The organism is Cupriavidus sp. 30B13, assembly GCF_049059565.2.
In the GTDB taxonomy this organism is placed as follows: Bacteria; Pseudomonadota; Gammaproteobacteria; order Burkholderiales; family Burkholderiaceae; genus Cupriavidus.
Map to the genome: position 1 here is coordinate 2,774,615 of NZ_CP188224.1, position 22,024 is coordinate 2,796,638.

22 protein-coding genes are annotated in these 22,024 nt (G+C 71.3%); 10 read left to right on the top strand and 12 right to left on the bottom strand.

Annotated elements, in window-relative coordinates:
* The first annotated feature begins 1 nt into the window (after window position 1).
* Window positions 2-952 carry a transcriptional regulator GcvA gene (gene gcvA, locus ACKI2N_RS31450; RefSeq protein WP_420992118.1) on the top strand — a complete coding sequence of 317 codons (951 nt, stop codon included), beginning with the start codon at window positions 2-4 and terminating at the stop codon, window positions 950-952.
* Here gcvA and ACKI2N_RS31455 read toward each other — a convergent pair.
* The 9 genes from ACKI2N_RS31455 to ACKI2N_RS31495 all read right to left on the bottom strand — a co-directional run bounded on the left by ACKI2N_RS31455 (window position 921) and on the right by ACKI2N_RS31495 (window position 10,048).
* The gene (locus ACKI2N_RS31455) at window positions 921-1,886 is read right to left on the bottom strand and encodes a Bug family tripartite tricarboxylate transporter substrate binding protein (RefSeq protein WP_420992117.1); all 966 of its coding nucleotides are present in this window, start codon (window positions 1,884-1,886) and stop codon (window positions 921-923) included. The genes gcvA and ACKI2N_RS31455 overlap by 32 nt on opposite strands.
* A 120-nt stretch (window positions 1,887-2,006) precedes the next feature.
* A complete protein-coding gene (locus ACKI2N_RS31460) occupies window positions 2,007-2,741 on the bottom strand; it encodes an enoyl-CoA hydratase/isomerase family protein (RefSeq protein WP_420992116.1) in 735 nt (244 codons plus the stop codon).
* Window positions 2,738-4,330: an acetate--CoA ligase family protein gene (locus ACKI2N_RS31465; RefSeq protein ID WP_420992115.1), complete on the bottom strand. Its 1,593-nt coding sequence runs from the start codon at window positions 4,328-4,330 to the stop codon at window positions 2,738-2,740. Before ACKI2N_RS31465 ends, ACKI2N_RS31460 begins: the two co-directional genes overlap by 4 nt.
* Window positions 4,330-4,842 carry a CoA-binding protein gene (locus tag ACKI2N_RS31470; RefSeq protein WP_420992114.1) on the bottom strand — a complete coding sequence of 171 codons (513 nt, stop codon included), beginning with the start codon at window positions 4,840-4,842 and terminating at the stop codon, window positions 4,330-4,332. The genes ACKI2N_RS31465 and ACKI2N_RS31470 overlap by 1 nt, the downstream gene beginning before the upstream one ends.
* Before the next feature lie 22 nt (window positions 4,843-4,864).
* The gene (locus tag ACKI2N_RS31475; protein ID WP_420992113.1) at window positions 4,865-5,431 is read right to left on the bottom strand and encodes a peroxiredoxin-like family protein; all 567 of its coding nucleotides are present in this window, start codon (window positions 5,429-5,431) and stop codon (window positions 4,865-4,867) included.
* A 344-nt stretch (window positions 5,432-5,775) separates the two neighbouring features.
* Entirely contained in the window at window positions 5,776-6,942 is a 1,167-nt protein-coding gene (locus ACKI2N_RS31480) for an ABC transporter permease (RefSeq protein WP_420992112.1), read from the bottom strand.
* 15 nt (window positions 6,943-6,957) lie between these two features.
* Window positions 6,958-8,112, bottom strand: coding sequence for an ABC transporter permease (locus ACKI2N_RS31485; RefSeq protein WP_420992111.1), 1,155 nt, complete (start codon window positions 8,110-8,112; stop codon window positions 6,958-6,960).
* A gap of 21 nt (window positions 8,113-8,133) precedes the next feature.
* Window positions 8,134-8,838: an ABC transporter ATP-binding protein gene (locus ACKI2N_RS31490; protein WP_420992110.1), complete on the bottom strand. Its 705-nt coding sequence runs from the start codon at window positions 8,836-8,838 to the stop codon at window positions 8,134-8,136.
* Window position 8,839: 1 nt separating this feature from the next.
* On the bottom strand, window positions 8,840-10,048 hold the full coding sequence (locus tag ACKI2N_RS31495; protein ID WP_420992109.1) for an efflux RND transporter periplasmic adaptor subunit: 1,209 nt from the start codon (window positions 10,046-10,048) through the stop codon (window positions 8,840-8,842).
* A 365-nt stretch (window positions 10,049-10,413) separates the two neighbouring features.
* Between ACKI2N_RS31495 and ahr the strand changes: the two genes are divergently transcribed.
* Window positions 10,414-11,436 carry an NADPH-dependent aldehyde reductase Ahr gene (gene ahr / locus ACKI2N_RS31500; protein WP_420992108.1) on the top strand — a complete coding sequence of 341 codons (1,023 nt, stop codon included), beginning with the start codon at window positions 10,414-10,416 and terminating at the stop codon, window positions 11,434-11,436.
* Between the two features lie 196 nt (window positions 11,437-11,632).
* Window positions 11,633-12,406 (top strand): SDR family oxidoreductase, encoded by a 774-nt coding sequence (locus ACKI2N_RS31505; protein WP_420992107.1) that lies wholly within the window; start codon window positions 11,633-11,635, stop codon window positions 12,404-12,406.
* 32 nt (window positions 12,407-12,438) lie between these two features.
* Here ACKI2N_RS31505 and ACKI2N_RS31510 read toward each other — a convergent pair whose 3' ends face one another.
* From ACKI2N_RS31510 to ACKI2N_RS31520, 3 genes are read right to left on the bottom strand one after another with little or no spacing between them, the layout of a single operon-like run.
* On the bottom strand, window positions 12,439-13,872 hold the full coding sequence (locus ACKI2N_RS31510; RefSeq protein WP_420992106.1) for an FAD-binding oxidoreductase: 1,434 nt from the start codon (window positions 13,870-13,872) through the stop codon (window positions 12,439-12,441).
* A 29-nt stretch (window positions 13,873-13,901) separates the two neighbouring features.
* Window positions 13,902-14,750: a transporter substrate-binding domain-containing protein gene (locus ACKI2N_RS31515; RefSeq protein ID WP_420992105.1), complete on the bottom strand. Its 849-nt coding sequence runs from the start codon at window positions 14,748-14,750 to the stop codon at window positions 13,902-13,904.
* Window positions 14,751-14,758: 8 nt separating this feature from the next.
* Window positions 14,759-15,634, bottom strand: a complete 876-nt coding sequence (locus tag ACKI2N_RS31520) for a transporter substrate-binding domain-containing protein (RefSeq protein ID WP_420992104.1) — start codon at window positions 15,632-15,634, stop codon at window positions 14,759-14,761.
* Between the two features lie 237 nt (window positions 15,635-15,871).
* On the opposite strand from ACKI2N_RS31520, the gene ACKI2N_RS31525 reads away from it, so the two are divergent.
* The 7 genes from ACKI2N_RS31525 (at window position 15,872) to ACKI2N_RS31555 (ending at window position 22,014) form a co-directional block, all read left to right on the top strand.
* Entirely contained in the window at window positions 15,872-16,831 is a 960-nt protein-coding gene (locus ACKI2N_RS31525; RefSeq protein WP_420992103.1) for a LysR family transcriptional regulator, read from the top strand.
* 151 nt (window positions 16,832-16,982) lie between these two features.
* Entirely contained in the window at window positions 16,983-17,954 is a 972-nt protein-coding gene (locus ACKI2N_RS31530) for an isopenicillin N synthase family dioxygenase (RefSeq protein WP_420992102.1), read from the top strand.
* Between the two features lie 15 nt (window positions 17,955-17,969).
* Window positions 17,970-18,758, top strand: a complete 789-nt coding sequence (locus tag ACKI2N_RS31535; RefSeq protein WP_420992101.1) for an alpha/beta fold hydrolase — start codon at window positions 17,970-17,972, stop codon at window positions 18,756-18,758.
* A 40-nt stretch (window positions 18,759-18,798) separates the two neighbouring features.
* Window positions 18,799-19,779, top strand: coding sequence for an ABC transporter substrate-binding protein (locus ACKI2N_RS31540; RefSeq protein ID WP_420992100.1), 981 nt, complete (start codon window positions 18,799-18,801; stop codon window positions 19,777-19,779).
* Window positions 19,780-19,873: 94 nt separating this feature from the next.
* A complete protein-coding gene (locus tag ACKI2N_RS31545; protein WP_420992099.1) occupies window positions 19,874-20,647 on the top strand; it encodes an ABC transporter ATP-binding protein in 774 nt (257 codons plus the stop codon).
* Window positions 20,648-20,670: 23 nt separating this feature from the next.
* Entirely contained in the window at window positions 20,671-21,432 is a 762-nt protein-coding gene (locus ACKI2N_RS31550) for an ABC transporter permease (protein ID WP_420992098.1), read from the top strand.
* 75 nt (window positions 21,433-21,507) lie between these two features.
* A complete protein-coding gene (locus tag ACKI2N_RS31555) occupies window positions 21,508-22,014 on the top strand; it encodes a nucleoside deaminase (protein WP_420992097.1) in 507 nt (168 codons plus the stop codon).
* Window positions 22,015-22,024: the final 10 nt, after the last annotated feature.

A 22,024-nucleotide genomic window follows, 5' to 3' on the forward strand; every position in this document is an offset into this window, starting at 1 on the left:
CATGAAGACATCGCTCCCACCCCTGAACGCCCTGCTGGCGTTCGACGCCGCGGCCCGCGAGCTGAACCTGGCCGGCGCGGCCGACCTGCTGTGCGTGACCAAGGGCGCGGTCAGCCTGCAGGTCAAGCGGCTGGAACAGAGCCTGGGCGTGGCCTTGTTCGCGCGCTCGCCGCGCGGCCTGGCCCTGACGCCGGCCGGCGAGGCCTATTTCCAGGCCGTGAGCGGCGCGCTCGGGCTGATCGGCCAGGCCACCGCGGCGGCGCGCACGGCCGCGGCGCCGCAGCTCGCCGTGAGCTGCACGCCGGGCTTCGCCGCGCAATGGCTGGTGCCGCGGCTGGGCGCGTTCGAGGCGCGCCACCCGCAGGTCGACATCCGCATCAAGGCGTCCAACCAGGTCGCCGACTTCGCCCGCGACGGCATCGCCTTCGCGGTGCGCCACGGCCGCGGCCGCTATCCCGGCCTGCACGCGCACAAGCTGTTCGACGACGACCTGACCGTGGTCTCGGCCCCGGCGCTGCTGCGCAGGCGCCGCGCGAAACCGGCGCGGCGGGAGGTGGCGGCGCAGGTGCTGCTGCACGACGAGCACCGCGGCGACTGGGGCCTGTGGCTGGCCGATGCCGGCCTGCCCGCCGCGCTGGCGCGCAAGGGGCCGGTCTTCACCGATTCCAACGGCGTGATCGAGGCCGTGCGGGCCGGCAACGGCGTGGCGCTGGTGCCGCGCGCGCTGGTGCGGCAGGACCTGGCCGCGCGCCGCCTGGTGGAATGGTTCGGCGCCACCGCGCCGAGCGGGCTGGCCTACTACCTGGTGTATCCGGAAGCCACGCTGCACGGCGCCGGCGCGCCGGCCTTCCGCGACTGGCTGCTGGAGCAGGCCGGGCAGGCTCCCGCGGCCGGGAGGCAGGCGGCAACCCCCGGCGCCGTCATTCCAGGTGGATGTTCGCCTTCTGGATGACGTCGCGCATCAGCGCGTCGTCGCGGGCGATCTGGGCCTTGAACTCGGCCGGCCCCTGGTAGTCCGCCTTCATGCTCATCTTGCCGAGCTGGTCCTTGTCGAGCCCGGCCACGATGTCGCGCGACAGCGCGCCCAGCCGGTCCACCGTGGCCTGCGGCGTGCCCTTGGGCACGAACAGCCCATACCAGTTGGGCACGTCGATGTCGGTACCGAGCTCCTTGAGGGTCGGCACCGACGGCAGGTCCGGGTTGCGCAGCGCCACCATGCTGGCCACGGCCTGCACCTGGCCGGCCTTGACCTGCGGCACCAGCACGCTGTCGTAGGCGATGTCGATGCGTCCGGACACCACCTCGGAGATCAGGTCGGCCGAGCCCTTGTAGGGCACGTGCACGGTGTTCATGCCGAGCTTCTGGTTCATCAGCTCGCCCATCAGGTGGGTCATGGTGGCCGGGCCGGCCGAGCCGAAGGTGTACTTGCCTGGGTGCCGCTTCACCTCGGCCACGATCTCGGCCAGCGTGTGGCCCGGGAAGTCCTTGCGCGTCACCATCACCGGAATCCACGAGGTGACCTTGGCCACCGGGATGAAGTCCTTCTGCGCGTCGTACGGCGTGGTCCGCAGGTGCGGCGTCACCACGAACACGGCGGTCGGCGCCATGAACAGCACGCTGCCGTCGCCGGGGCTGCGCGCGGCCGCCTGCGCGCCGATCATGGCGCCGCCGCCGGGCTTGTTCTCGACGATGACCGGCTGGCCCAGCTTCTTGGCCAGCGCGTCGCCGAACAGCCGCGCGATGTTGTCGGCGTTGCCACCGGCCGGATAGGGCACGATGATGCGCACGGTCTTGTCCTGCGCGCGCGCGGGCGCGGCGGCAAGCACGGGCAGCGCGAGGCCGAGCAGCACGGCGGCTAGCTGGCGAATGGAGCGGCGGCGGTTCATGAGGTGTCTCCTGCGTTGGCGCTCTGGACGGCGCTCGGCGGTGCCGGGCGGTGTTTCCCGGTACTTCGCGGTATTTCGCGGTATTTCGCGTGGGGGCCGGCGGAGGCCGGCGCGCTGAGGCTAGCGGCCCTGGAAGTTCGGCGGGCGCTTCTCGCGGAACGCCTGCTGGCCCTCCCTGACGTCATCGGACAGGCGCATGGCGTCGAGCTGCTGCAGCGTGCGCGCGTACGACTCGGCCGGGCTGGCCGGCAGCAGCTCGTGCACGAAGCGCTTGATGGTGCGCACCACCAGCGGCGCGTGCGCGGCGATCTCGTGCGCCATCTCCAGCGCCACGCCGAGCTGCCGCCCGGTGGGCACCACCTGGTTGACGAGGCCGACTTCGTAGGCGCGCGCGGCGTCGATGGTGCGCCCGAGCAGCATGATCTCCATCGCCACCTTCTGCGGGATGCGCGCGGCGATGCCGGTGATGAAGCCCTGCGTGAAGCCGAGCCGGGCCTCGGGGTACATGAACCTGGTGTTGTCGGCCGCCACCGCGAGGTCGCACATGCCCAGCAGCGTGATGCCGCCGCCGATGCACCAGCCCGCCGCGGCGGCGATGATGGGCTTGTCGGTGGCGATGCCGGCGCCCGGCGTGCAGCGCCAGAACTCGGGAATGTCGTTCAGGTCCGCGCCGGCGGTGAAAGCCTCGTCGCCGGCGCCGGTGATAATGGCCACGCGCTGCGCGGAACGGTCGAACTCGGCGAACGCGCGCTGCAGGTCCAGCGCCGTGGCCTGCGAGATGACATTGCGCTTGGCCGCGTTGTCGATGGTGAAGACGGTGACCGGGCCATGCTCTTCGATCTTCAGGCAACTCATTGTGGTTCCTCCCCGAACCGCGCGCGGGCATCGACGGCCACGCAGCCGTCGGCGCCCAGCTTGAGCGGATTCACTTCGATCTCGAAATCGCGCTCGCCCATCTGCGCGGCCAGCGCTCCAAAACGCACCAGCACGTCCACGGCGGCGTCCAGGTCGACCGGCGCGCCGCCGCGATAGCCGGCGAACAGCGGCGCCAGCTTGAGCGAGGCCAGCGCCGCGCGCGCCGCGCCGGCGCTGACCGGGGCCGGCAGCAGCACCACGTCGCGCAGCAGTTCCACCAGCACGCCGCCGCTGCCCACCACCACCATCGGCCCGAACTGCGGATCGCGGCGCGCGCCCACCAGCAGCTCCACCTCGCCGCCGGCCATGCGCTGCAGGAACCAGCCCTCGATGCGCGCCCGCGGCCATCCGGCGGCGATGCGCGCGGCCATCGCGCCGAGCGCATCGGCCACTTCCTGCGCGCTGCGCAGGTTCAGCGCCACGCCGCCCACCTCGGACTTGTGCACGATGTCCGGCGAGACCACCTTGAGCGCGAGCGGGAAGCCCACCGCGGGCGCGGCCTGCCGCGCCGCCTCGGCGTCGGCCACCACCACGCCGGCATTGACCGGGATGCCGGCCAGCGCGAGCAGCGCCTTGGCCGCCGCCTCGTCCAGCACGGTGGCGCCGGGCGGCAGGCTCACGGCGAGCCGCGCGCCGTCCTGCCCGTGCTGCCCATGCTGCGCCGGCTGCCACGCCGACCACGCGCTCCAGGCGCGCACCGCCTCCACCGCTTCGCCAAGCCCGTCCGTGAGGGGCTGGCCCGCCTGCGCCAGCACCGCGCGCGCGCCGTCGGCCAGCCGCGCGGGCTGCATCACGTGGATGACGGGCTTGCCGGCCTCGTCGGCGGCGCGCGCGATCTCCGCGGCCATGCCGGCCAGGTTGGGCGCCGTGGTGATCACCGCCAGGCACAGGTCCGCGCGCGGATCGGCCATGGCCAGGCGCGTGCTCTGGTAGGCAAAGTCGGGCACCTCGGCCACCTTGGCGCCGAACAGGTCGACCGGGTTGTCGGCCTGGCCTGGCACGAACAGGGTGGCCAGCCGCGCGCGCGTGTCGGCGTCGAAGCGCGTCATCGGCAACTGCGCGGCGGCCAGCTTGTCGGCGCTGAGCGCCGCGCTGCCGCCGGAAGTGGACAGCAGCACCGTGTCGCGCACGCGGTGGCCCGGGTGGCGCGCCATCGCCGCGGCGAGCAGCAGCATGGCGAACACGTCGTCGAGCAGCACCACGTTCTCGGCGCGGCAGACGGCCTCCAGCGCGGCGAAGTCGCCGGCCAGGCTGGCCGTGTGCGAGAACGCCGCCTGCTGGCCGGCGGCGGTGCGGCCGGCCTTGACCACCAGCCACGGCTTGCCCGCCGCGCGGGCGCGCGCGGCCAGCGCGCGGAAGCGCGCCGGCGACTTGATGCCCTCTATGTAGGAGCAGATCACCGCCGTGTCGGGGTCGTCGACCAGGAACTCGACGAAATCGCACAGCTCCAGGTCGGCCTGGTTGCCCACCGAGACGCAGTGCGTGAAACCGACGCCCATGGCCACCGCGCGGTCGAACAGCGTGCCCATCAGCGCGCCGCTCTGCGTGACGAGCCCATCGGGCTGCGCGGCAGCCGCTCGATCTCCAGCGCCGGCGACGAGCACAGCACCAGCTGGTTGCGCGGGCTGATCACGCCGAGGCAGTTGGGGCCGATCAGCCGCATGCCGGCCGCGCGCGCGATGGCCACGATCTCCTCTTCCAGCGCGCGCCCGGCGGCGTCCGCGTCGGAAAAGCGCGCCGTGATGATGATGGCGCAGCGCACGCCGCGCGCCGCGCACTCGGCCACGCGCGCCTTCACCTGCGGCTGCGGCACCGCCATGATGGCCAGGTCGGGCGCCGCCGGCGTATCCGCCACCGAGGCATAGGCGCGCAGGCCGAACAGCGTGTCGCGGTTGGGGTTGATGGGATAGAGCGTGCCGCCGAAGCGATGCCGCAGCAGCATCGCCAGCACGCGCCCGCCGAACTTGCCCTGGTCCTCCGACGCGCCGATCACCGCGACCGAGCGCGGCTTGAGCAGGTCGGCCACCGGCAGCGGCGTCATGGTCTCCTCCGGGGCGCGCATCTCAGGCCGCCATCTCGGGTTGCGCGGCCGCGCTGACCGGGCCGGTGTACTCGCCGCGCGCCGGGTAGTTGCGCGTGATGGCGAAATCCACCGACGTCAGCAGCTCGGCGAACTGCGGCCGCGCGAACGGCATGGTCTGCACCGCGCCGTAATAGAGCGTATGGTCGGGCCGCACCAGGAACACGCCGGGCTCGGAGAACATCGGCGGCTCGTCGATGCCGATGGAGGTCTTGCCGTGGCCCTCGGTCACGTACAGGCCCCACCGGCGCGCCGCCTCCAGCGGCAGGCCGTAGCCCATGCGCAGCGCCGGCATGCCGATCTTGTCGGCCATCTTGCGCGCGCGCGGCGCGGCGTCCGAGCTGATGGCCACCACGGACACGCCGCGGGCGTCGAACTCGGGCAGCAGCCGGCCCAGCTCCATCAGGTACTTGGCGCACACCGGGCAGTGATAGCCGCGGTAGAACACCACGAGGGAGAACTGGGCCGGCGACTCGTCCTGCAACACGTAGTCGCCGTGGTCGAGCGTGGGAACGGCAAGGGCCGGGACGGCCTGGCGGGGAATCAGCATGCGGGGCACTCCGTTTTCAGGCATGGGCATGGGTGGGGCCGGCGCGCGGCTGCTGCGCGCCGGAGCGGGTCGAATCCAGCTTCGGGTTCATGCTGCACTGCACGCGGCAAGGGCGTGGCGGGCATCGCCACGGCGCGTGTCGCGGGCTGAGCGGCATCGGTCATCCAGGTCTCCCTGTCGATGGAGCTACAGTAGGTGTTTCCCAAATACGGCACAACAGTTCCATCTTTGAGAACGAGCGAAGGAGCGCGGAAGGAAGCGGAGGGGATGGTGCGAGCGCGGGCGGCCAGGCGCGAGGGAGCTGCGGAATGCCGCCGCCCCCTCGGCACGGCCTCGGCGCACTTTCAATGCGCCCGCAGCGCGTCGACGATGTTCATGCGCGCGGCGCGCAGCGCCGGGAGGAAGCCGCCGAACAGGCCCATCGCCATGGCGAACGCCAGTGTCTTCACCACCACGGACGGCGTGAGGATGAAGCGGAACGACAGGTCGGCGAAGGTCTGGAAGTTGGTGGTGGAGAACGACGCCAGTTGCATCAGCGCGGCGCAGCCGAGCCCGGCGATGCCGCCCGCCAGGCCGAGCAGCATGGCTTCGACGAGGAACGCGCCGAGCACGTTGATGCGCTTGAAGCCCAGCGCGCGCAGGGTGCCGATCTCGGCCACGCGGTTGGCGACCGAGGCGTACATGGTGATCATGGCGCCGATCATGGCGGCGACCGAGAAGATGATCGACAGCGTGAAGCCGAGGATGTTGATGAACGCGGACAGCGCCTTCGACTGGTCGCTGTAGAACACCTGCTCGCGCTTTGCCTCGCTGGCCAGGCGCGGGTCGACGTCGATGTCGGCGCGGAACCGGTCGAGCAGGCCGCCGCGCGCCAGGCGGAACACCATCGCCGAGTAGCTGGCGCGGCGGAACGACTGCATGAGCTGGTCGACGTCGCCCCAGATCTCGGAGTCGAAGCCGCTGCCGCCGGCGTCGAAGTGCCCCACCACGGTCCAGTCGCGCTGGGCGAAGCGCAGGTGCTCGCCGATCTGCACGCCGTCGAATCCTTTCGCGATGCTGCTGCCGACCACGATCTCGGACGAGCCGGGCCGGAACATGCGCCCGGCCACCAGCCTGACCTGCGGGCGCAGCGACAGGCCCGCCGGCGAGACGCCGCGGATCACCACGTTGGACGGCCGCGCCGAACTGGCCTTGGTCAGCGAGATCAGCACCACGGCTTCCCTGGACACCCACGGGCGCCCGTCGGCGCCCGCCGCCACGGCCGGGTGCATTTCCATGATGCTCGCCTGCTCGCGCGAGATCGCGCTTTGTATCTCGGTCTCGGCGCCCTTGCGGATCACCACCACGTTGTCCTGCTCGCCGGTGGTGACCAGGGTCTGCTTGAGGCCGGCGTCGAGCATCAGCATGGTGGCGAACACGAACACCACCAGCGCCAGGCCGCCGGCCGTGAGCGCGGTGGTCAGGCGGCGTGCCCACAGGTTGCGCGCGATGTAGGAGAGCGGAATCGCCATGGCAGCCCGTTGCCCCTAGCCGATGGCCCGCAGGCCCTCGACGATGCGCACGCGCGCGGCCTGCACGGCCGGCACGATGCCGGCCGCGACGCCGACCACGAGCGCGCAGGCCGCCTGCAGCTGCGCGGTCTCGCGCGACACGCTGAAGACCGGGAACACGCCGCCCACGGCCTGCTTGAACACGCTTGCCATGGGCGGTGTGGCCAGCATGCCGATGGCGCCGCCCGCGACGGCGATGGCGACCGACTCGCCGAACACCAGCAGCGCCAGGAAGCCGGGCCCGAAGCCGAGCGCCTTGAGCGTGGCGTACTCGACCGTGCGCTCGCGCGCGCTCATCGCCATCGAGTTGGCCATCACCGCCATGATGATGACGATCACCACGTACGACACCACGCGGATGGCCGCGATGATCTGGTTGGACATGGCCACGAAGCCGAGCTGGAAGGCCTGCTCGGTCTCGGTCAGGGTCTCGGCCAGCGAATTCCTGAACACGCCGTCCACCGCGCGCGCGACCGCCGCGCCGTTGTCCGGACTGGCCACGCCGACCACATAGACGCCGACCTGGTCGGCCTGCCGCGGCGTGCGCTTGCGCACGGTCTCGTTGAGGTATTCCCAGTGGAACACCATCTGGCGCGTGATGGTGCTCTCGTCGCGCCCGTCGAGGATGCCGCGCACCACGAAATCCCAGGTGCCGGGGTAGATGGTGCCCTTGATCGGGACGACGTCGCCCACCTTGAAGCCGTACTGGTCGGCCAGCTGGCGCCCGACCAGCGCGCCCCTGCGGTCGCGCTGGTAGTCGGCGCGCTGCTGCGCCGGCAGGATGAACTCCGGGTAGAGGTCGAGGTAATTGTCGGAGACGGCGAACTGCGCGAAGAAGTTCTTGGGATCGCGGTAGATGCCGCCGAACCAGTTGGAGCGGGCCACCAGCGTGACGCCATCGACGCCGCGGATGCGGTTCTCGTAGCTCAGCGGCAGCGGGAACACCAGCGAGATGGCGTTGCGCGTCACCAGCCGCGCACTAGACGCCGCCGAGGCGCCCGCGTACCACGCGTCCACCACGGTGCGCAGCAGCCCGAACGCGAGCACGGCCACCACCAGCCCCGCCACGGTCAGCGTGGTGCGCAGCTTGTGGCGCAGCGCGTTCCTCGCGATCAGCTTCAGCGCGACCATGGCATCCGCCCGCCGCGCCGCTCAACCGGCCTGGCCATGGATCAGTTCCCCCTTCTCCAGGTGCACCAGCGACTTCGCCGCGGCGGCCGCATGCGCGTCGTGGGTGACCATGACGATGGTCTTGCCCAGTTCCGCGTTGAGCCGCCGCAGCATGGCCAGGATCTCCGCGGCCGAGGTGCGGTCGAGGTCGCCGGTGGGCTCGTCCGCCACGATCAGCATGGGGTCGGTGATCAGCGCGCGGGCGATCGCCACGCGCTGCTGCTGGCCGCCGGACAGCTCGGACGGATAGTGGCTCATGCGGTCGGCCAGGTTCACCATCTCCAGCACCATGCCGACCCGCTCGCGCCGCTGCGCGCGGTTCAGGCGCGTCAGCATCAGCGGCAGCTCGACGTTCTCGAACGCGGTCAGCACCGGCATCAGGTTGTAGAACTGGAAGATGAAGCCGACGTGGGCGGCGCGCCACTCGGCCAGCGTGGCTTCGGCAAGCCGCGCGATGTCGAACCCGGCCACCAGCAGTTCGCCGGCGTCGGGCCGGTCGATGCCGGCGATCAGGTTCAGCAGCGTGCTCTTGCCGGAGCCGGACGGGCCCATCAGCGCGATGAAGTCGCCTTCGGCGATGTCGAGCGTGATGTCGGTCAGGACCGGCACGGTCTGCGCGCCGCGCCGGTACGACTTGGCGACGTGGCGGATGGCGACGAGCGGGGTAGCGGCGGCGGCGGATTGCATGCTACTTCTTCGCCACGGTGACTTTGGCGCCGTCGCGCAGCTTGTCGCCGGGGGCCAGCACCACCACGTCGCCGGGCGCCACGCCGCCGACCGCGACGAGCTCGCCCAGCGCGGCGCCGGTGGTGACCGGGGTTTCCCGCACGGTGCCGTCCTTGCCCAGCACATAGGCCACCTTGCGGCCGCCGCGCTCGACCACCGCGGCGGGCTGCACCGCGACCACGGGCTTGCGGTCCTGCGCCGGCACCGGCTTTTCGAGGAAGGCGATCTTGGCGCTCATGTCGGGCAGCACGCGCGCGTCGCGGTCCACGAAGCGCACCTTGACCAGCACGGTGGCCTTGGAGCGGTCCACCGTGGGCACGATGCGCGACACGCGGCCTTCCAGCCGCAGCGCCGGCAGCGCGTCGAGCTGCAGCTCGCACGGCTGGTCCACGCTGATCTTGCCGATATTGGATTCGGCCACGTCCGCCTCGACTTCCAGCGTCTGCATGTCGGCGATGGTCACCACGGCGCCCTTGGTGTCGGAGGCGGACGAGAACGGCGTGATGTTGTCGCCCACGTTGGCGTGCCGGATCAGCACCACGCCGTCGAACGGCGCGCGGATCACGGTCTGGTCCACCGCGACCTGCGCGGCGCGCGCATTGGCCTGCGCCGAGACGATGGCGGCGCGGGCGCTGCTGACCGAGGCCTTCGCCTTGTTGTAGCGCGCGAAATCGGCATCGTACTGCGCCGTGGAAATGGCCTTCGGCACCAGCAGCGTCTCGGAGCGGCGCAGGCTGATCTCCGCGTCCTTGAGTTCGGCGACCTGCAGCTCGTAGTTGGCCTGTGCCACGTTTACCTGCGCCGACGCCTGCGCCAGCGCGGCCTGCACGTCGCGGCTCTCGATCCGGGCGATCACTTCGTCCAGCTTCACCTGCGAGCCTTCGAGCACGCCCAGCCATTCGAGGCGGCCCTGCGCCTTGGAGCCGACCGCGGCCTTGCGCTGCGGCACCACGTAGCCGGTCGCGTTGAGCAGGGTATAGGCCTGCGAAGGATAGGCGGAAGCCACAGTCGCCGTTTCCACCGCGGGCGGGGCCGCCAGCCGGGCGGCGACGCCGAGCAGCACGGCGACCACCGCCGCCGCCGCCGCGTAGCGCAGCCAGCGGCGCCGGCGGGGAGCGGGCGCGAGCGCGCCGCGGTCGATTTTCAGCTTTGCCAGATCGTGATCAGCCAATTTTCGGGCCTTCTTCTACCGGGAGACGGTGACGTCGGGTGACATTGCGGCGCGCCGGCGCGGGCGCCGCCGGCCGGATGGCCAGGACGGCGTACCCACGCGCGCCGCGCAGGGGAGGGGCGCCCCAGTATAGTGCCGTGCCCGGGCGGTGCTGGCAACACCACATCGGCAAAACGCGCGGCCGCCGCAGTGCCGGCAAAGGCCATTGTTGCCATTGTCGGCCGGCTCCGAAAACTGAAGCGGGCCGGTTGCGATTTATTCATCGCGACATATCGCATATTGTTGAACGGCATCCCTTCCCGGGCCCGCCCTTGCGCAGGCGCGCGTGCCGAGCCCGGCATATTGCCGTTTCCCGGAGATAGCCAATGTCAACCGTCCAAGCGTGGGCCGCGCTCGAAGCCGGCGCGAAGCTGCAGCCGTTTACCTACGAAATGCCTCCCGCCGGGCCCGAGGAAGTGGAGATCGAGGTCACCCACTGCGGGCTCTGCCACACGGACCTCGCCTTCATCCACAACGAGTGGGGCATGATCCCGTTTCCGCTCGTGCCCGGCCACGAGATCGTCGGGCGCATCGCCGCGCTCGGCGAGGTGGCCGCGGCCAAGGGCCTGTCGGTCGGGCAGACCGTGGGGGTGGGCTGGAACAAGCAGAGCTGCCAGCATTGCGACCCGTGCCTCGAAGGCGCGCCCCACCTGTGCTCGTCGCTGCAGGCGACCATCTTCGGTAACCACGGCGGCTTCGCCGACCGGGTCAAGGCGCACTGGCTGTGGACCATCCCCGTGCCCGCGGAGCTGGACGCCGCCGACGCCGGCCCGCTGTTCTGCGCGGGCATCACGGTGTTCTCGCCGCTGATGGAATACGCGCTGCGGCCCACCGCCCGCGTCGGCGTGTTCGGCATCGGCGGGCTGGGCCATCTCGCGCTGCAGTTCTGCCGCGCGTGGGGCAGCGACGTCACGGCCTTCTCCTCGACCCGGTCGAAGTACGACGAGATCCTGGCGCTGGGCGCCAGCCACGTGGTGTCGAGCCGCGACCCGGCCGAGTGGGAGGCGCTCAAGGGCAAGTTCGACCTGCTGCTCGTGACCGTCGCCGTGCCGCTCGACTGGGACAAGATCACCGCGATGCTGGCGCCCAAGGGCCGGCTGCACTTCGTCGGCATCGTCGACCAGCCGATCCCGGTGCACGTGATGTCGCTGCTGGGCGCGCAGGCGTCGCTCTCGGCCTCGCCGAGCGGCGCGCGCAGCTCGCTCGACAAGATGCTGCGCTTCGCCGCGCGGCACCGGATCGCGCCCAGGGTGGAGCATTTCCCGATGAGCAAGGTCAACGACGCCATCGCGCATCTCGAGGCGGGCAAGGCCAGCTACCGCGTCGTGCTCGATGCGGACTTTGCCTGACGGCCGCCGCGTCGCCAGCGGGCGGGCCGGCGCCGGGCGCCGCCGGTCCGCTTCCCCGCTTCCGCTTCCCGCTTCCCGCTTCCGCCTCCCGCTTCCCGCCTCCCCCTCCGGTGGCCACGCCGCGCGGCAAGCGAGGTCCCCGCCTACCGGATAAACTACGCGCCGGACGATGACCGGAAAAAAGGGAGGGGATGAGATGGATCTCGGACTGAAGGACAAGGTGGCGATCGTCACCGGCGGCTCGCAGGGCATCGGCAAGGCCGCCGCGCTGCGGCTGGCGCAGGAAGGCGCGGCCGTGGTGGTCGCCGCGCGCGGCCGCGAGCGGCTGGACCAGGTGGCGGAGGAAATCCGCGCGCTGGGCGGCCGGGTCGCGGCGGTGCAGGCGGACGTGAGCCGGGCCGGCGACTGCGCGCAACTGGTGACGGCCGCCCTCGGCGCGTTCGGCCGCCTCGACATCCTCGTCAACAACGCCGGCACGTCGGCCACGGGCGCGTTCGAGACCGTGTCCGACGAGGCCTGGCAGGCGGACTTCGAGCTCAAGCTGTTCGCCGCGATCCGCCTGGCGCGGCTCGCCATACCCCACATGCGGCAGCAAGGCGGCGGGCGCATCGTCAACGTCACCAATATCGGCGCCAAGCAGCCGCGCGCCAAGTCCACGCCGACCACCGTCACGCGCGCCGCCGGGCTGGCGTTCACCAAGGCGCTGTCCAAGGAGTTCGCGCCGGAGAATATCCTGGTGAACACCGTGTGCATCGGCCTGGTGCGCGCCGGGCAGCACGAGAAGAAGGCGGCGCAGGCCGGCATCCCGGTCGAGGAGCTCTATGCCCGCATGGCCGGCGACATCCCGCTCGGCCGCGTGGGCCATGCCGAGGAAGCCGCCAACGTCATCGCCTTCCTGGCCTCGCAGGCGGCCAGCTACGTGACCGGCACCAGCATCAACATCGACGGCGGCACCTCGGCGGTGCTGTAGCGGCCCGCCTGGCTTGCCGTGCCGGGCCGGCGCTATGCCTGCGCCGGCCCTTCCTCGCGCAGCACCTTGCCCGGGTTGAGCAAACCCAGCGGGTCCAGTGCCTGCTTGAGCCGGCGCAGCAGGTCCATCTCCACCGCGCTCTTGTAGCGCGGCAGCACGTCCCGCTTGAGCTGGCCGATGCCGTGCTCGGCGCTGATCGAGCCGCCGTGCGCATGCACGCTGTCGTGCACCACCTCGTGGATCTCGTCTTCGACCGCGAACACGGCGGCGGCGGTCTGGTGCGGCGCGTGCGAGACGTTGTAGTGCAGGTTGCCGTCGCCGAGGTGGCCGAACACCACGGGCCGCACGCCGGGGAAGCGGGCTTCGAGCGCGGCCGCGGTGCCGCGCAGGAACGCCGGGATGCGCGACACGGGCACCGAGACGTCGTGTTTGACATTGCGGCCGTCGCGGCGCTGCGCCTCGCCCAGCGCCTCATCGCGCAGGCGCCACAGCGCCTCGCTCTGCGCCAGGGTCTCGGCGATGGCCGCGTCGGTGACGAGGCCATCCTCGAAGGCGGCGCCCACCACCGCCTCGAAGCGCGCGCGGGCGTGCTCCTCGCCCTCGCTGTCGGACAGCTCCAGCAACGCGTACCAGGGATGGTCCAGGTCCGGCAGCGGGATCGGCTGCTCCGGCACGTGGCGGGCGATCAGGCCCAGCGCGGTGTCGGAGATCAGCTCGAACGCGGTCAGCGCGGCGCCGAAGCCGGCCCGCGCGCGCGACAGGAAGGCGACCGCGTTGCCGATGCAGGGAAAGGCCAGCAGCGCGGTCTGCTGCGTCGCCGGCAGCGGATACAGCTTGAGCGTGGCCGCGGTGATGATGCCGAGCGTGCCTTCGCTGCCGATGTAGAGATCGCGCAAGGCGTAGCCGGTGTTGTCCTTGCGCAGGCCGCGCAGGCCGTCCCAGACCTCGCCCTCGGCGGTGACCACTTCCAGCCCGAGCGTGAGCTCGCGCGTGTTGCCGTAGCGCAGCACCTGGGTGCCGCCGGCATTGGTGGACAGGTTGCCGCCGATGGTGCAGCTGCCTTCGGAGCCCAGGCTCAGCGGGAACAGCCGGCCCGCGTCGCGCGCGGCCTGCTGCACGTTGGCGAGCACGCAGCCGGCTTCCACGGTGATGGTGTCGTTGTCGGTGTCGACCGCGCGCAGGCGGTTCAGGCGCCCCAGCGACAGCAGCACGGCGCGGCCGCTGGCGTCCGGCGTGGCGCCGCCCATCAGGCCGGTATTGCCGCCCTGCGGCACCACCGGCACGCGGTGCTCGCGGCACAGGCGCACCACCAGCGCCACCTGCGCCGTATCGGCGGGCCGCGCCACCGCGAGCGCCTGGCCGCGCAGGCGGCCATGCTGGTCGGTGAGATAGCCGGCCGCGTCGGCGCCGGCCAGGACATGCTGCGCGCCAAGGCCGGCGCGCAGCGCTTCCAGCAGGGAGGTCATGGGCAGGCTTCCTTCGCGCCGCGGCTGGCTCAGCCCGGCGCCTTGCGATATTTGTCGTGCAACTGGTACAGCAGCGGCGTGGGCGTCATGCCGTTCTTCTTCTCCACGTCGATCAGCCAGCCGGTGCGGTGCCAGTCCTGCACGATGCGGTCGATGGCGGCCTGGGTATCGGCCTCGCCCCGGCGCACCCAGATCACCGACGGCGACGGGATCAGGTCGCGCGGCGAAACGATCTCGTAGCCGCTCCAGTCCGCGTTGTGGTCCACCAGGTCGCGCAGGGTCGGGCTCACGTGCACCGCGGCCGCGCAGTTGCCGCCCCGCAGCGCCAGCAGCGACTCGGGCTGGCCGCGGAAGGCTTTGATCTGCGCGCCGTACTGCTCGATCAGCGGCTTGGTGAAGTTGCTGCCCTGCGAAACGCAGACCGGCTTGCCACGGAGGTCTTCCCAGCGCGCGATGCCGCTGCCCTTCCTCGCCACGGCCGCGCCGCCGACTTCCTCGAACGGCGTGGGCACGAAGGTCAGGATCTCGCTGCGCTCCTGCGTCCACTGCATGTTGGCGATCAGGATGTCGACCTTGCCCTGCTGCAGGAACTGCACGCGGTTGGATGGCTGCACCTGCACCGTCTCCAGCGCCACGCCCAGCCCCCTGGCCACGCCTTCGGACAAGGCCACGTTGTAGCCGACGGGCTTCTGCGTGGCCGGGTCCAGCGTGCCGAAGGGTGGCCCGGAAAGGATCACGCCGGCCACGAGCTTGCCGCGCTGGCGGATCTTGTCGAGCGTGGCGTCGGCATGGGCGGCGGCGGCGGCCAGCGCGAGGCCGGCCAGCAGCGCGGCGCGCAGGACGCGCGCGGCCGGGCCGGAACGGGATGGAGTCGGCATCGGCAGCGTCATTTCGCGGCCTGCGCCAGCGGCGCGCGATCGAATTCGCCCTGCTGCGCCTTCTGGTTGCGGAGCTTGATGTAGGCATCCGGCACGCCGTATTTCTGCGCGGTGCGCAGCAGCAGGCCGGAGCGGTGCCAGTCGCGGATGGCCGCGTCGACGAACGCCTGCGTGTCGGTCTCGCCGCGGCGCATCCAGACCACGGTGGGCGACGGGATCAGCTGGTCCTGCGTCGCCAGCTCGTAGTCCTTCCACTCGGCGGCGCCGTCGCCGTGCAGCTTCTGGTAGAGCGACGGCTGGACGTGCACCGAGGCCGCGCACGAACCGCCCTTGAGCGCCAGCAGCGATTCGGGGATGCCGCGCAGGCCCTTGACGATGGCGCCGTAGGTTTCCTGCAGCGGCCGGGCGAAGTTGCTGCCCTGCGAGACGCACGCCACCTTGCCGCGCAGGTCCTCCCAGCGATGGATGCCGCTCGCGCGCGAGACCATCGCCGCGCCGCCCACGAGGTCGTAGGGCGTGGGCGCGAAGGACAGGATCTCGCTGCGCTCCTGCGTCCACTGGATATTGGCGATCAGCAGGTCCACCTTGCCGGTGTTGAGGAACTGCACGCGGGTGTTGGCGGTGACGGGCACGGTCTCCAGCTGCACGCCCAGGCGCCGCGCGATATCGGCCGCGAGATCGGTCTGGTAGCCCCCGACCTTGCCGCTGGCCGTGTCCATGAAGCCGAACGGCGGGCTGGCGCCGTCGATGCCGACGCTGAGCCGGCCGCGCTGCCTGACCTTGTCGAGCGTGGCGTCGGCATGCGCGGCGCCCGCCATCAGGCAAAGCAGGGCGCCCAGGGCGGCGGCGCGGGGAAAGAACGGGGAGCGGAAGGCGGAAGGCATGCGGGCCCGGCGGCGAGGCAGGTAAAGGGGTACAGGTAGAGAGGTACAGATAAAGGGGTACAGGTAAAAGGGGTACAGGTAAAACGGGGAACGCACAAGCAAGCGGGCATCTTGCGGGATCGCACCGGCGGCGGCAACAAAGCGTTTCGGATATGGATATGCGTGGATCCCGTTCGCGCCGGGCAGTGGAACCAACGGGCCGCGGGCCGCTGGCACGGCGCGTGCTCATGCCGTGGCATGCATATCCACGCCCGCTCCATCCGCTACTTCGACATGATCCGCCGCAGCGGCTCCATCCGCGAGGCCGCGCGCCGGCTGCACGTGGCCTCGTCGGCCGTGAACCGCCAGTTGCTGCAGCTCGAGGAGGAAATCGGCACGCCGCTGTTCGAGCGCATGGCCACGGGCCTGCGCCTCACGCCCGCGGGCGAGGTGTTCTCGCGGCATGTGATCACCGTGCTGCAGGACGAGCACCGCCTGGTCACCGAGCTGGAAATGCTGCGCGGGGTGCGCCGCGGCTCGGTCAGCGTGGCCGCCGTCGAAGGGCTCAACGCGGACCTCATGCCGGCCATGCTGACCCAGATGCACCGGCGCTATCCCACCGTCCAGATCCAGGTGCGCATCTGCGGCTCGGACCAGGCCGCCCAGGCGGTGATGCAGGGCGATGCCGACGTGGGCATCGGCTTTTCGGTGCGCCGCCACGAGAGCCTGCGCCAATGCACGATGGGCCGTTTCGCGCTGGGGGCCATCGTGCCGCCGGAGCACCCGCTGGCTGGCCTGCCGCGCGTGGACTTCGCCAGTTGCGCGGCCTACCCGCTGATCCTGCCCGCGCCCGAACTGTCCATGCACGGCCTGCTGCAGCCGGTGATCGCCAACCACAAGCGCGCGCTGCAGGTGCTGCTGGAGACCTCGTCCATCGAACTCGCCAAGAGCCTGGTCGAGCGTGGCGTGGGGCTGTTCTTCCAGAGCCGCCTGGGCCTGGAGCGCGAGCTGCGCGAAGGCCGGCTGGTGCATGTGCCGCTGGACGCCCCCACCACGCTGTACTCGGAGCTGGGCGTCTACGTGCGCGCGGGCCGCACCCTGCCCTCGGCGCTGGATGCCTTCATCCACCTCGCGGCCGAAGCCATCGAGTGGCGCGAGGACGAAGAGAGCGTGTCGCTGCGCCAGCTGCATGCCCGGCAGCACCAGTTGAGTGCGTAGCCGCCGGCGGGCGCACCACTTTCGGGCGGCGCGCTTGCCCGCCGCGCCCGCCGCTCTCTTTTCGGCATCGCCCCGCGCAAAAAACGGCGCTATCTGACGCAGGCGCTCATCTCTACACTGGGCCGCATCGATCCGCCAGAGACCTTCCGCCGTGAAAGACGACGCCCCCGCTTCCGCCCTGAGCCTGCCCCTGATCGACATCGCCGGCCTGCGCGGCGCCGACCCCGCCGCGCGCCGGGCGGTGGCCGCGCAACTGCGCCAGGCTTGCGAGCAACGCGGTTTCTTCTATATCCGCAACCACGGCATCGACCAGGCGCTGATCGACCAGGTGTTCGCCGCCAGCCAGCGCTTCTTCGACCTCGGCATGGCGGACAAGCTGGCGGTGGACAAGAAGCTCTCGCCCTGCAATCGCGGCTACGAGCCGCTGCGTGCCCAGACCCTGGAGGCCGGCGCGCCGCCCGATCTCAAGGAGAGCTTCTACGTGGGCGCGGAAGTCGCCGCCGACGACCCGCGCGTGCTGGCCGGCCGCTTCAACACCGGCCCCAACCAGTGGCCCGCCGCGCTGCCCGACTTCCAGCCCGTGATGCAGGCCTACTACCGCGCGGCCCGCGCGCTGGGCGAGACCGTCGTCCGCGGCCTGGCGCTGTCCCTCGACCTGCCGGCCAGCCATTTCGACGGCTACCTGCGGGACGCCGCCGCCACGCTGCGCCTGCTGCACTACCCGCCCCAGCCGGCCCAGGCCCGGCCCGGCGAAAAAGGCTGCGGCGAGCATACGGATTTCGGCGGCGTGACCCTGCTGCTGCAGGACGAGGCCGGCGGCCTGCAGGTCTGGGACGCGCAGCAGCGGTGCTGGATCGACGCGCCGCCGGTGCCCGGCGCCTTCGTGGTCAATATCGGCGACCTGTTCGCGCGCTGGACCAACGACCGCTATGTGTCCACGCTGCACCGCGTGATCAACCGCTCGGGCCGCGAGCGCTTTTCCGTGCCGTTCTTCTTCACCGGCAACCTGCTGCACCGGGTGGAATGCCTGCCCACCTGCCTGGCGCCCGGCGAGACGCCGAGATACCCGGCGGTGACCGTGGAGCAGCACCAGATCGAGTGCTACCGCCGCACCTACGGCTGAGCCGGGAACGCACCGATGCCCGCTCCCCACATCGTCCTCATCCACGGCGCCTGGCAAGGCAGCTGGGCCTTCGCGGCCTGGCAGCCGCTGCTCGAGGCGGCCGGCTGGCAGGTCCACGCGGTGGACCTGCCAGGCAACGACCGCAGCCCCGAACGCGCCGCCGACGCGCATCTGCGCGGCTACACCCGCCATGTGCGGGAACTGCTCGCGCGGCTGGACGCGCCCGCCGTGGTGGTGGGCCACAGCGGCGGCGGCATGACCGCCTCCCAGGTGGCCGAGGCCGCGCCCGGGCGCGTGCGCGCGCTGGTCTACCTGGCCGGCATGATGCTGCCGGACGGCGCCAGCTATGGCGACGTGATCGCCCAATGCCGCGCCGCCGATCCCGGCTTCGCCTATGACGGCGTCGACCCGCACCTGCAATGGGATGCGGCGCGCGGCGCCAGCCGCGTGCCCGCCGAGGCCGCGCTGGCGCTGTTCCTGCACGACTGCGAGCCGGCGGCGGCGCGGCGGGCGGCCGCGCGCCTGTGCGCCCAGCCCGAGACCGGCCGCAGCATGCGCAACCGGCTCAGCGCCGGGCGCTTCGGCAGCGTGCCGCGCGTCTACGTGGAATGCCTGCGGGACCGCTCGGTCCTGTTGCCCCTGCAGCGGCGCATGCAGGCCCTCGCGCCCGGCGCGCGGCGCATCAGCCTGGACTGCGGCCACGTGCCCCAGTTGGCCTGTCCGCAGGCGCTGACGGCGGCGCTGCTGCCGGTCCTGGACGACCTGCCGCTCGCCCCCTTGCCCCGGCACGCCGCCGCGCCATGACCCTTCTTTTTTCCTTGCCACGCCCCACGGGAGTTTCACCATGACCTTGCGTCCCCTCTTTGCCTCGCTGCTGCTGGCCCTCTCGGCCGGCGCCTCGGCCGCCGACAAACTGACCGTGCAGCTGGACTGGCTGCCCGGCGGCGACAAATCCTTCGTCTACGCCGGCGTGCAACAAGGCTTCTTCAAGGAAGAAGGCCTGGAGGTGAAGATCGTGCCCGGGCGCGGCTCCTCGGACGCCGTGACCAAGATCGCCTCGGGCTCGGCCGACGTGGGCTTCGGCGGCATCTCGGCGCTGATGACGGCGGCCGCCGAAAGCAAGATCCCGGTCAAGGCCGTGATGTCGCTGTACTCCAGCCAGCCGGACGCGCTGTTTACCCGCGCCGACAGCAAGATCAAGACCCTCAAGGACATGGAAGGCAAGACCGTGGCCATGCCCACCTTCTCCTCGTCCAACGCCTTGTGGCCCGTGGTGCTGCAAAAGAACGGCGTCGACCCCGGCAAGATCAAGGTGATCAAGTCGGACCCCGCCACGCTGGCCCCGATGCTGGCGCAGGGCCGCGTGGACGCCACCATCAACTGGGTGACCGTGGCGCCGGCCTTCGGCGCCGTGCTCCGGCAGGCCGACAAGGAACTGGCCGTGCTGCCCTGGAGCCGCTTCGGCCTGGACGGCTACGGCTGGTCCGTGATGGCCAGCGACAAGACCATCGAGGAGCGCCCCGACGTGCTCAGGCGCTACCTGCGCGCGCTGCAGAAATCGCTGGCGTTCTCCATCAAGGACCCGCAGAAGGCGGCCGAGGCGCTCAAGGCCAGCGTGCCCGAGGCCGACGTGGCCGTGGTCAAGGCCGAGTTCGAGGCCTCCATCCCGCTGCTGCAGAACGACATCAGCAAGCGCGACGGGCTGGGCAGGTTCGATCCCAAGCTGCTGGCCGCCACCTGGGGCTGGGTGGCCAGGTCCATGAACTACGACCTCGGCAAGGTCGATGCCGAGAAGCTGGTGGACCGCAGGTTCCTGGGCAAGTAAGCCCCGCGCCCGCTTCGCCCCCGCGGCCCGGGCCGGCGCTCCGGCCCGGGCTTTCCGCCACCTGCCACCTGCCATCGGCTACCTGCCGTCCGCCATGCAATCCGTTATCGACCTGAACGCGGTCACCCAGACCTTTGTCTCCAGCGATGGCAGTCCCGTCACGGCCCTGCAAGGCGTGGACCTGCACCTGCGCCGCCACGAGTTCGTCTCGCTGATCGGCCCGTCGGGCTGCGGCAAGTCCACCATCCTGCGGCTGATCTCCGGCCTGCTGCGCCCCACCGGCGGCGAGGTCTGCATCTTCGGCCTGCCGGTGACCGAGCCGCGCGACGAGATCGGCATGGTGTTCCAGAAGCCCACGCTGCTGCCCTGGCTCAGCGTGCTGGACAACATCACCTTTCCCATGCGCCACAAGTATGGCCGCGTGGATGCCCGCGACCTGGCGCGCGCGCGCGAGTTGCTGGCCATGACAGGGCTGCAGGACTTCGGCCACAAGCGCCCCGGCGAGCTCTCGGGCGGCATGCAGCAGCGCGTCTCGATCGCCCGCTCGCTGCTGCACGATCCGGACATCCTGCTCATGGACGAACCCTTCTCGGCGCTGGACGCGCTTACGCGCGACGAGATGAGCTTCGAGCTGCTGCGCATCTGGAACGAGCGGCCCAAGACCGTGGTCTTCGTGACGCACTCGATCCAGGAAGCGCTGCTGCTGTCGGACCGCATCGTGGTCATGAGCGCGCGCCCGGGCCGCGTGGCCGGCATCATCGAGGTGCCGCTGCCGCGCCCGCGCAGCCTGGCCACGCTGGCCGACCCGGTGTTCACGCAGATGGCCAACGACATCCGCGTGCAGGTCTTCAGCCGCAAACCCGAATGACGCCGCAACGAGAACGAGCCCCCATGCCTGCCTTCATCAACCGCCATGCCAGCCTGTGCGTCTTCCTGCTGGCGCTCGGCCTGTGGGAGGCCGCCTGCCGCCTGCTGCACCTGCCCGAGTACATCTTTCCCGCGCCCAGCCAGATCTGGCGCGCCGCGCGGGAGCTTGGCGCGGCGCGCTGGGCGGAGCACCTCGCCGCCACGCTGCAGGTGGCGCTGGCCGGTTATGCCGTGGCCATCTGCCTGGCGCTGCCGACGGCGGTGGCCATCACGCGCTCGCCGCTGCTGTCGCGCATCGTCATGCCGTGGCTGGTGGTGATCCAGTCCACGCCCATCGTGGCGGTGGCGCCCATCATCGTGGTCACGCTGGGCGCGGGCATGCTGCCCCGCGTGGTGATCACCACCATGATCGCCTTCTTCCCGCTGGTGGTTTCCACCGCGCTGGGCCTGGCCTCGGTGCCGGCGGAACTGATCGAGCTGTCGCGCTCGCTGCGCGCCACCGCCGCGCGCCAGTACTGGCAGATCCGCATGCCGTTCGCCGTGCCCTACCTGTTCTCCGCGCTCAAGGTGTCCATCACGCTGGCCATCGTCGGCGCCGTGGTGGCCGAGTTCGTGGCCGCGGAGAAAGGCCTGGGCTACCTGATCCTGTTCGCCACCTCGTCCTTCAAGGTGGCGGTGGCCTTTGCCGCGCTGGCCCTGCTGGTGGCCAGCAGCCTGCTGCTCTATGGCCTGGTGGAACTGCTGCACCGGCGCCTGTTCCCGTGGAGCCAGGGCAGCGGCTCCTGAACGCCCTTCTCCACGACCACCGCGACCACCGCGACAACCGCGGCAACCGCGACAACCGACCCGGACGCCCTCGCCATGACCGACACCTCCGCCCCCCGCCTGCCCCGCACGCCGGAACAGATCCGCCGCCACCTGCGCCGCGCGCAGCAGGTGGCGCAGCGCGCCGTCGAGCTGGGCCACCACCCGTTCGGCGCCATCCTGGTCGGCCCCGACCACGAGACCGTGCTGCTCGAGCAGTGCAATATCGACACCGTGAACCACGCCGAATCCACGCTGGCGCGCGTGGCGGCCACCAACTACACGCCCGCGTTCCTGTGGGGCTGCACGCTCTACACCACGGTGGAGCCCTGCTGCATGTGCGCGGGCACGGCCTACTGGGCCAATATCGGCTGCGTGGTCTTCGGCATGACCGAGCGCGACCTGCTGCAATGCACGGGCAGCCACGCCGAGAATCCCACCATGAGCGTGCCCGCGCGCTACGTGTTCGATCATTGCCAGAAAGCCGTGGAGCTGATCGGCCCGGTGCCGGAGATGGAGGCCGAGATCGCCGCCTTGCAGCGGCAGTTCTGGGCCGGGCGCTGAAGGGGCGGCG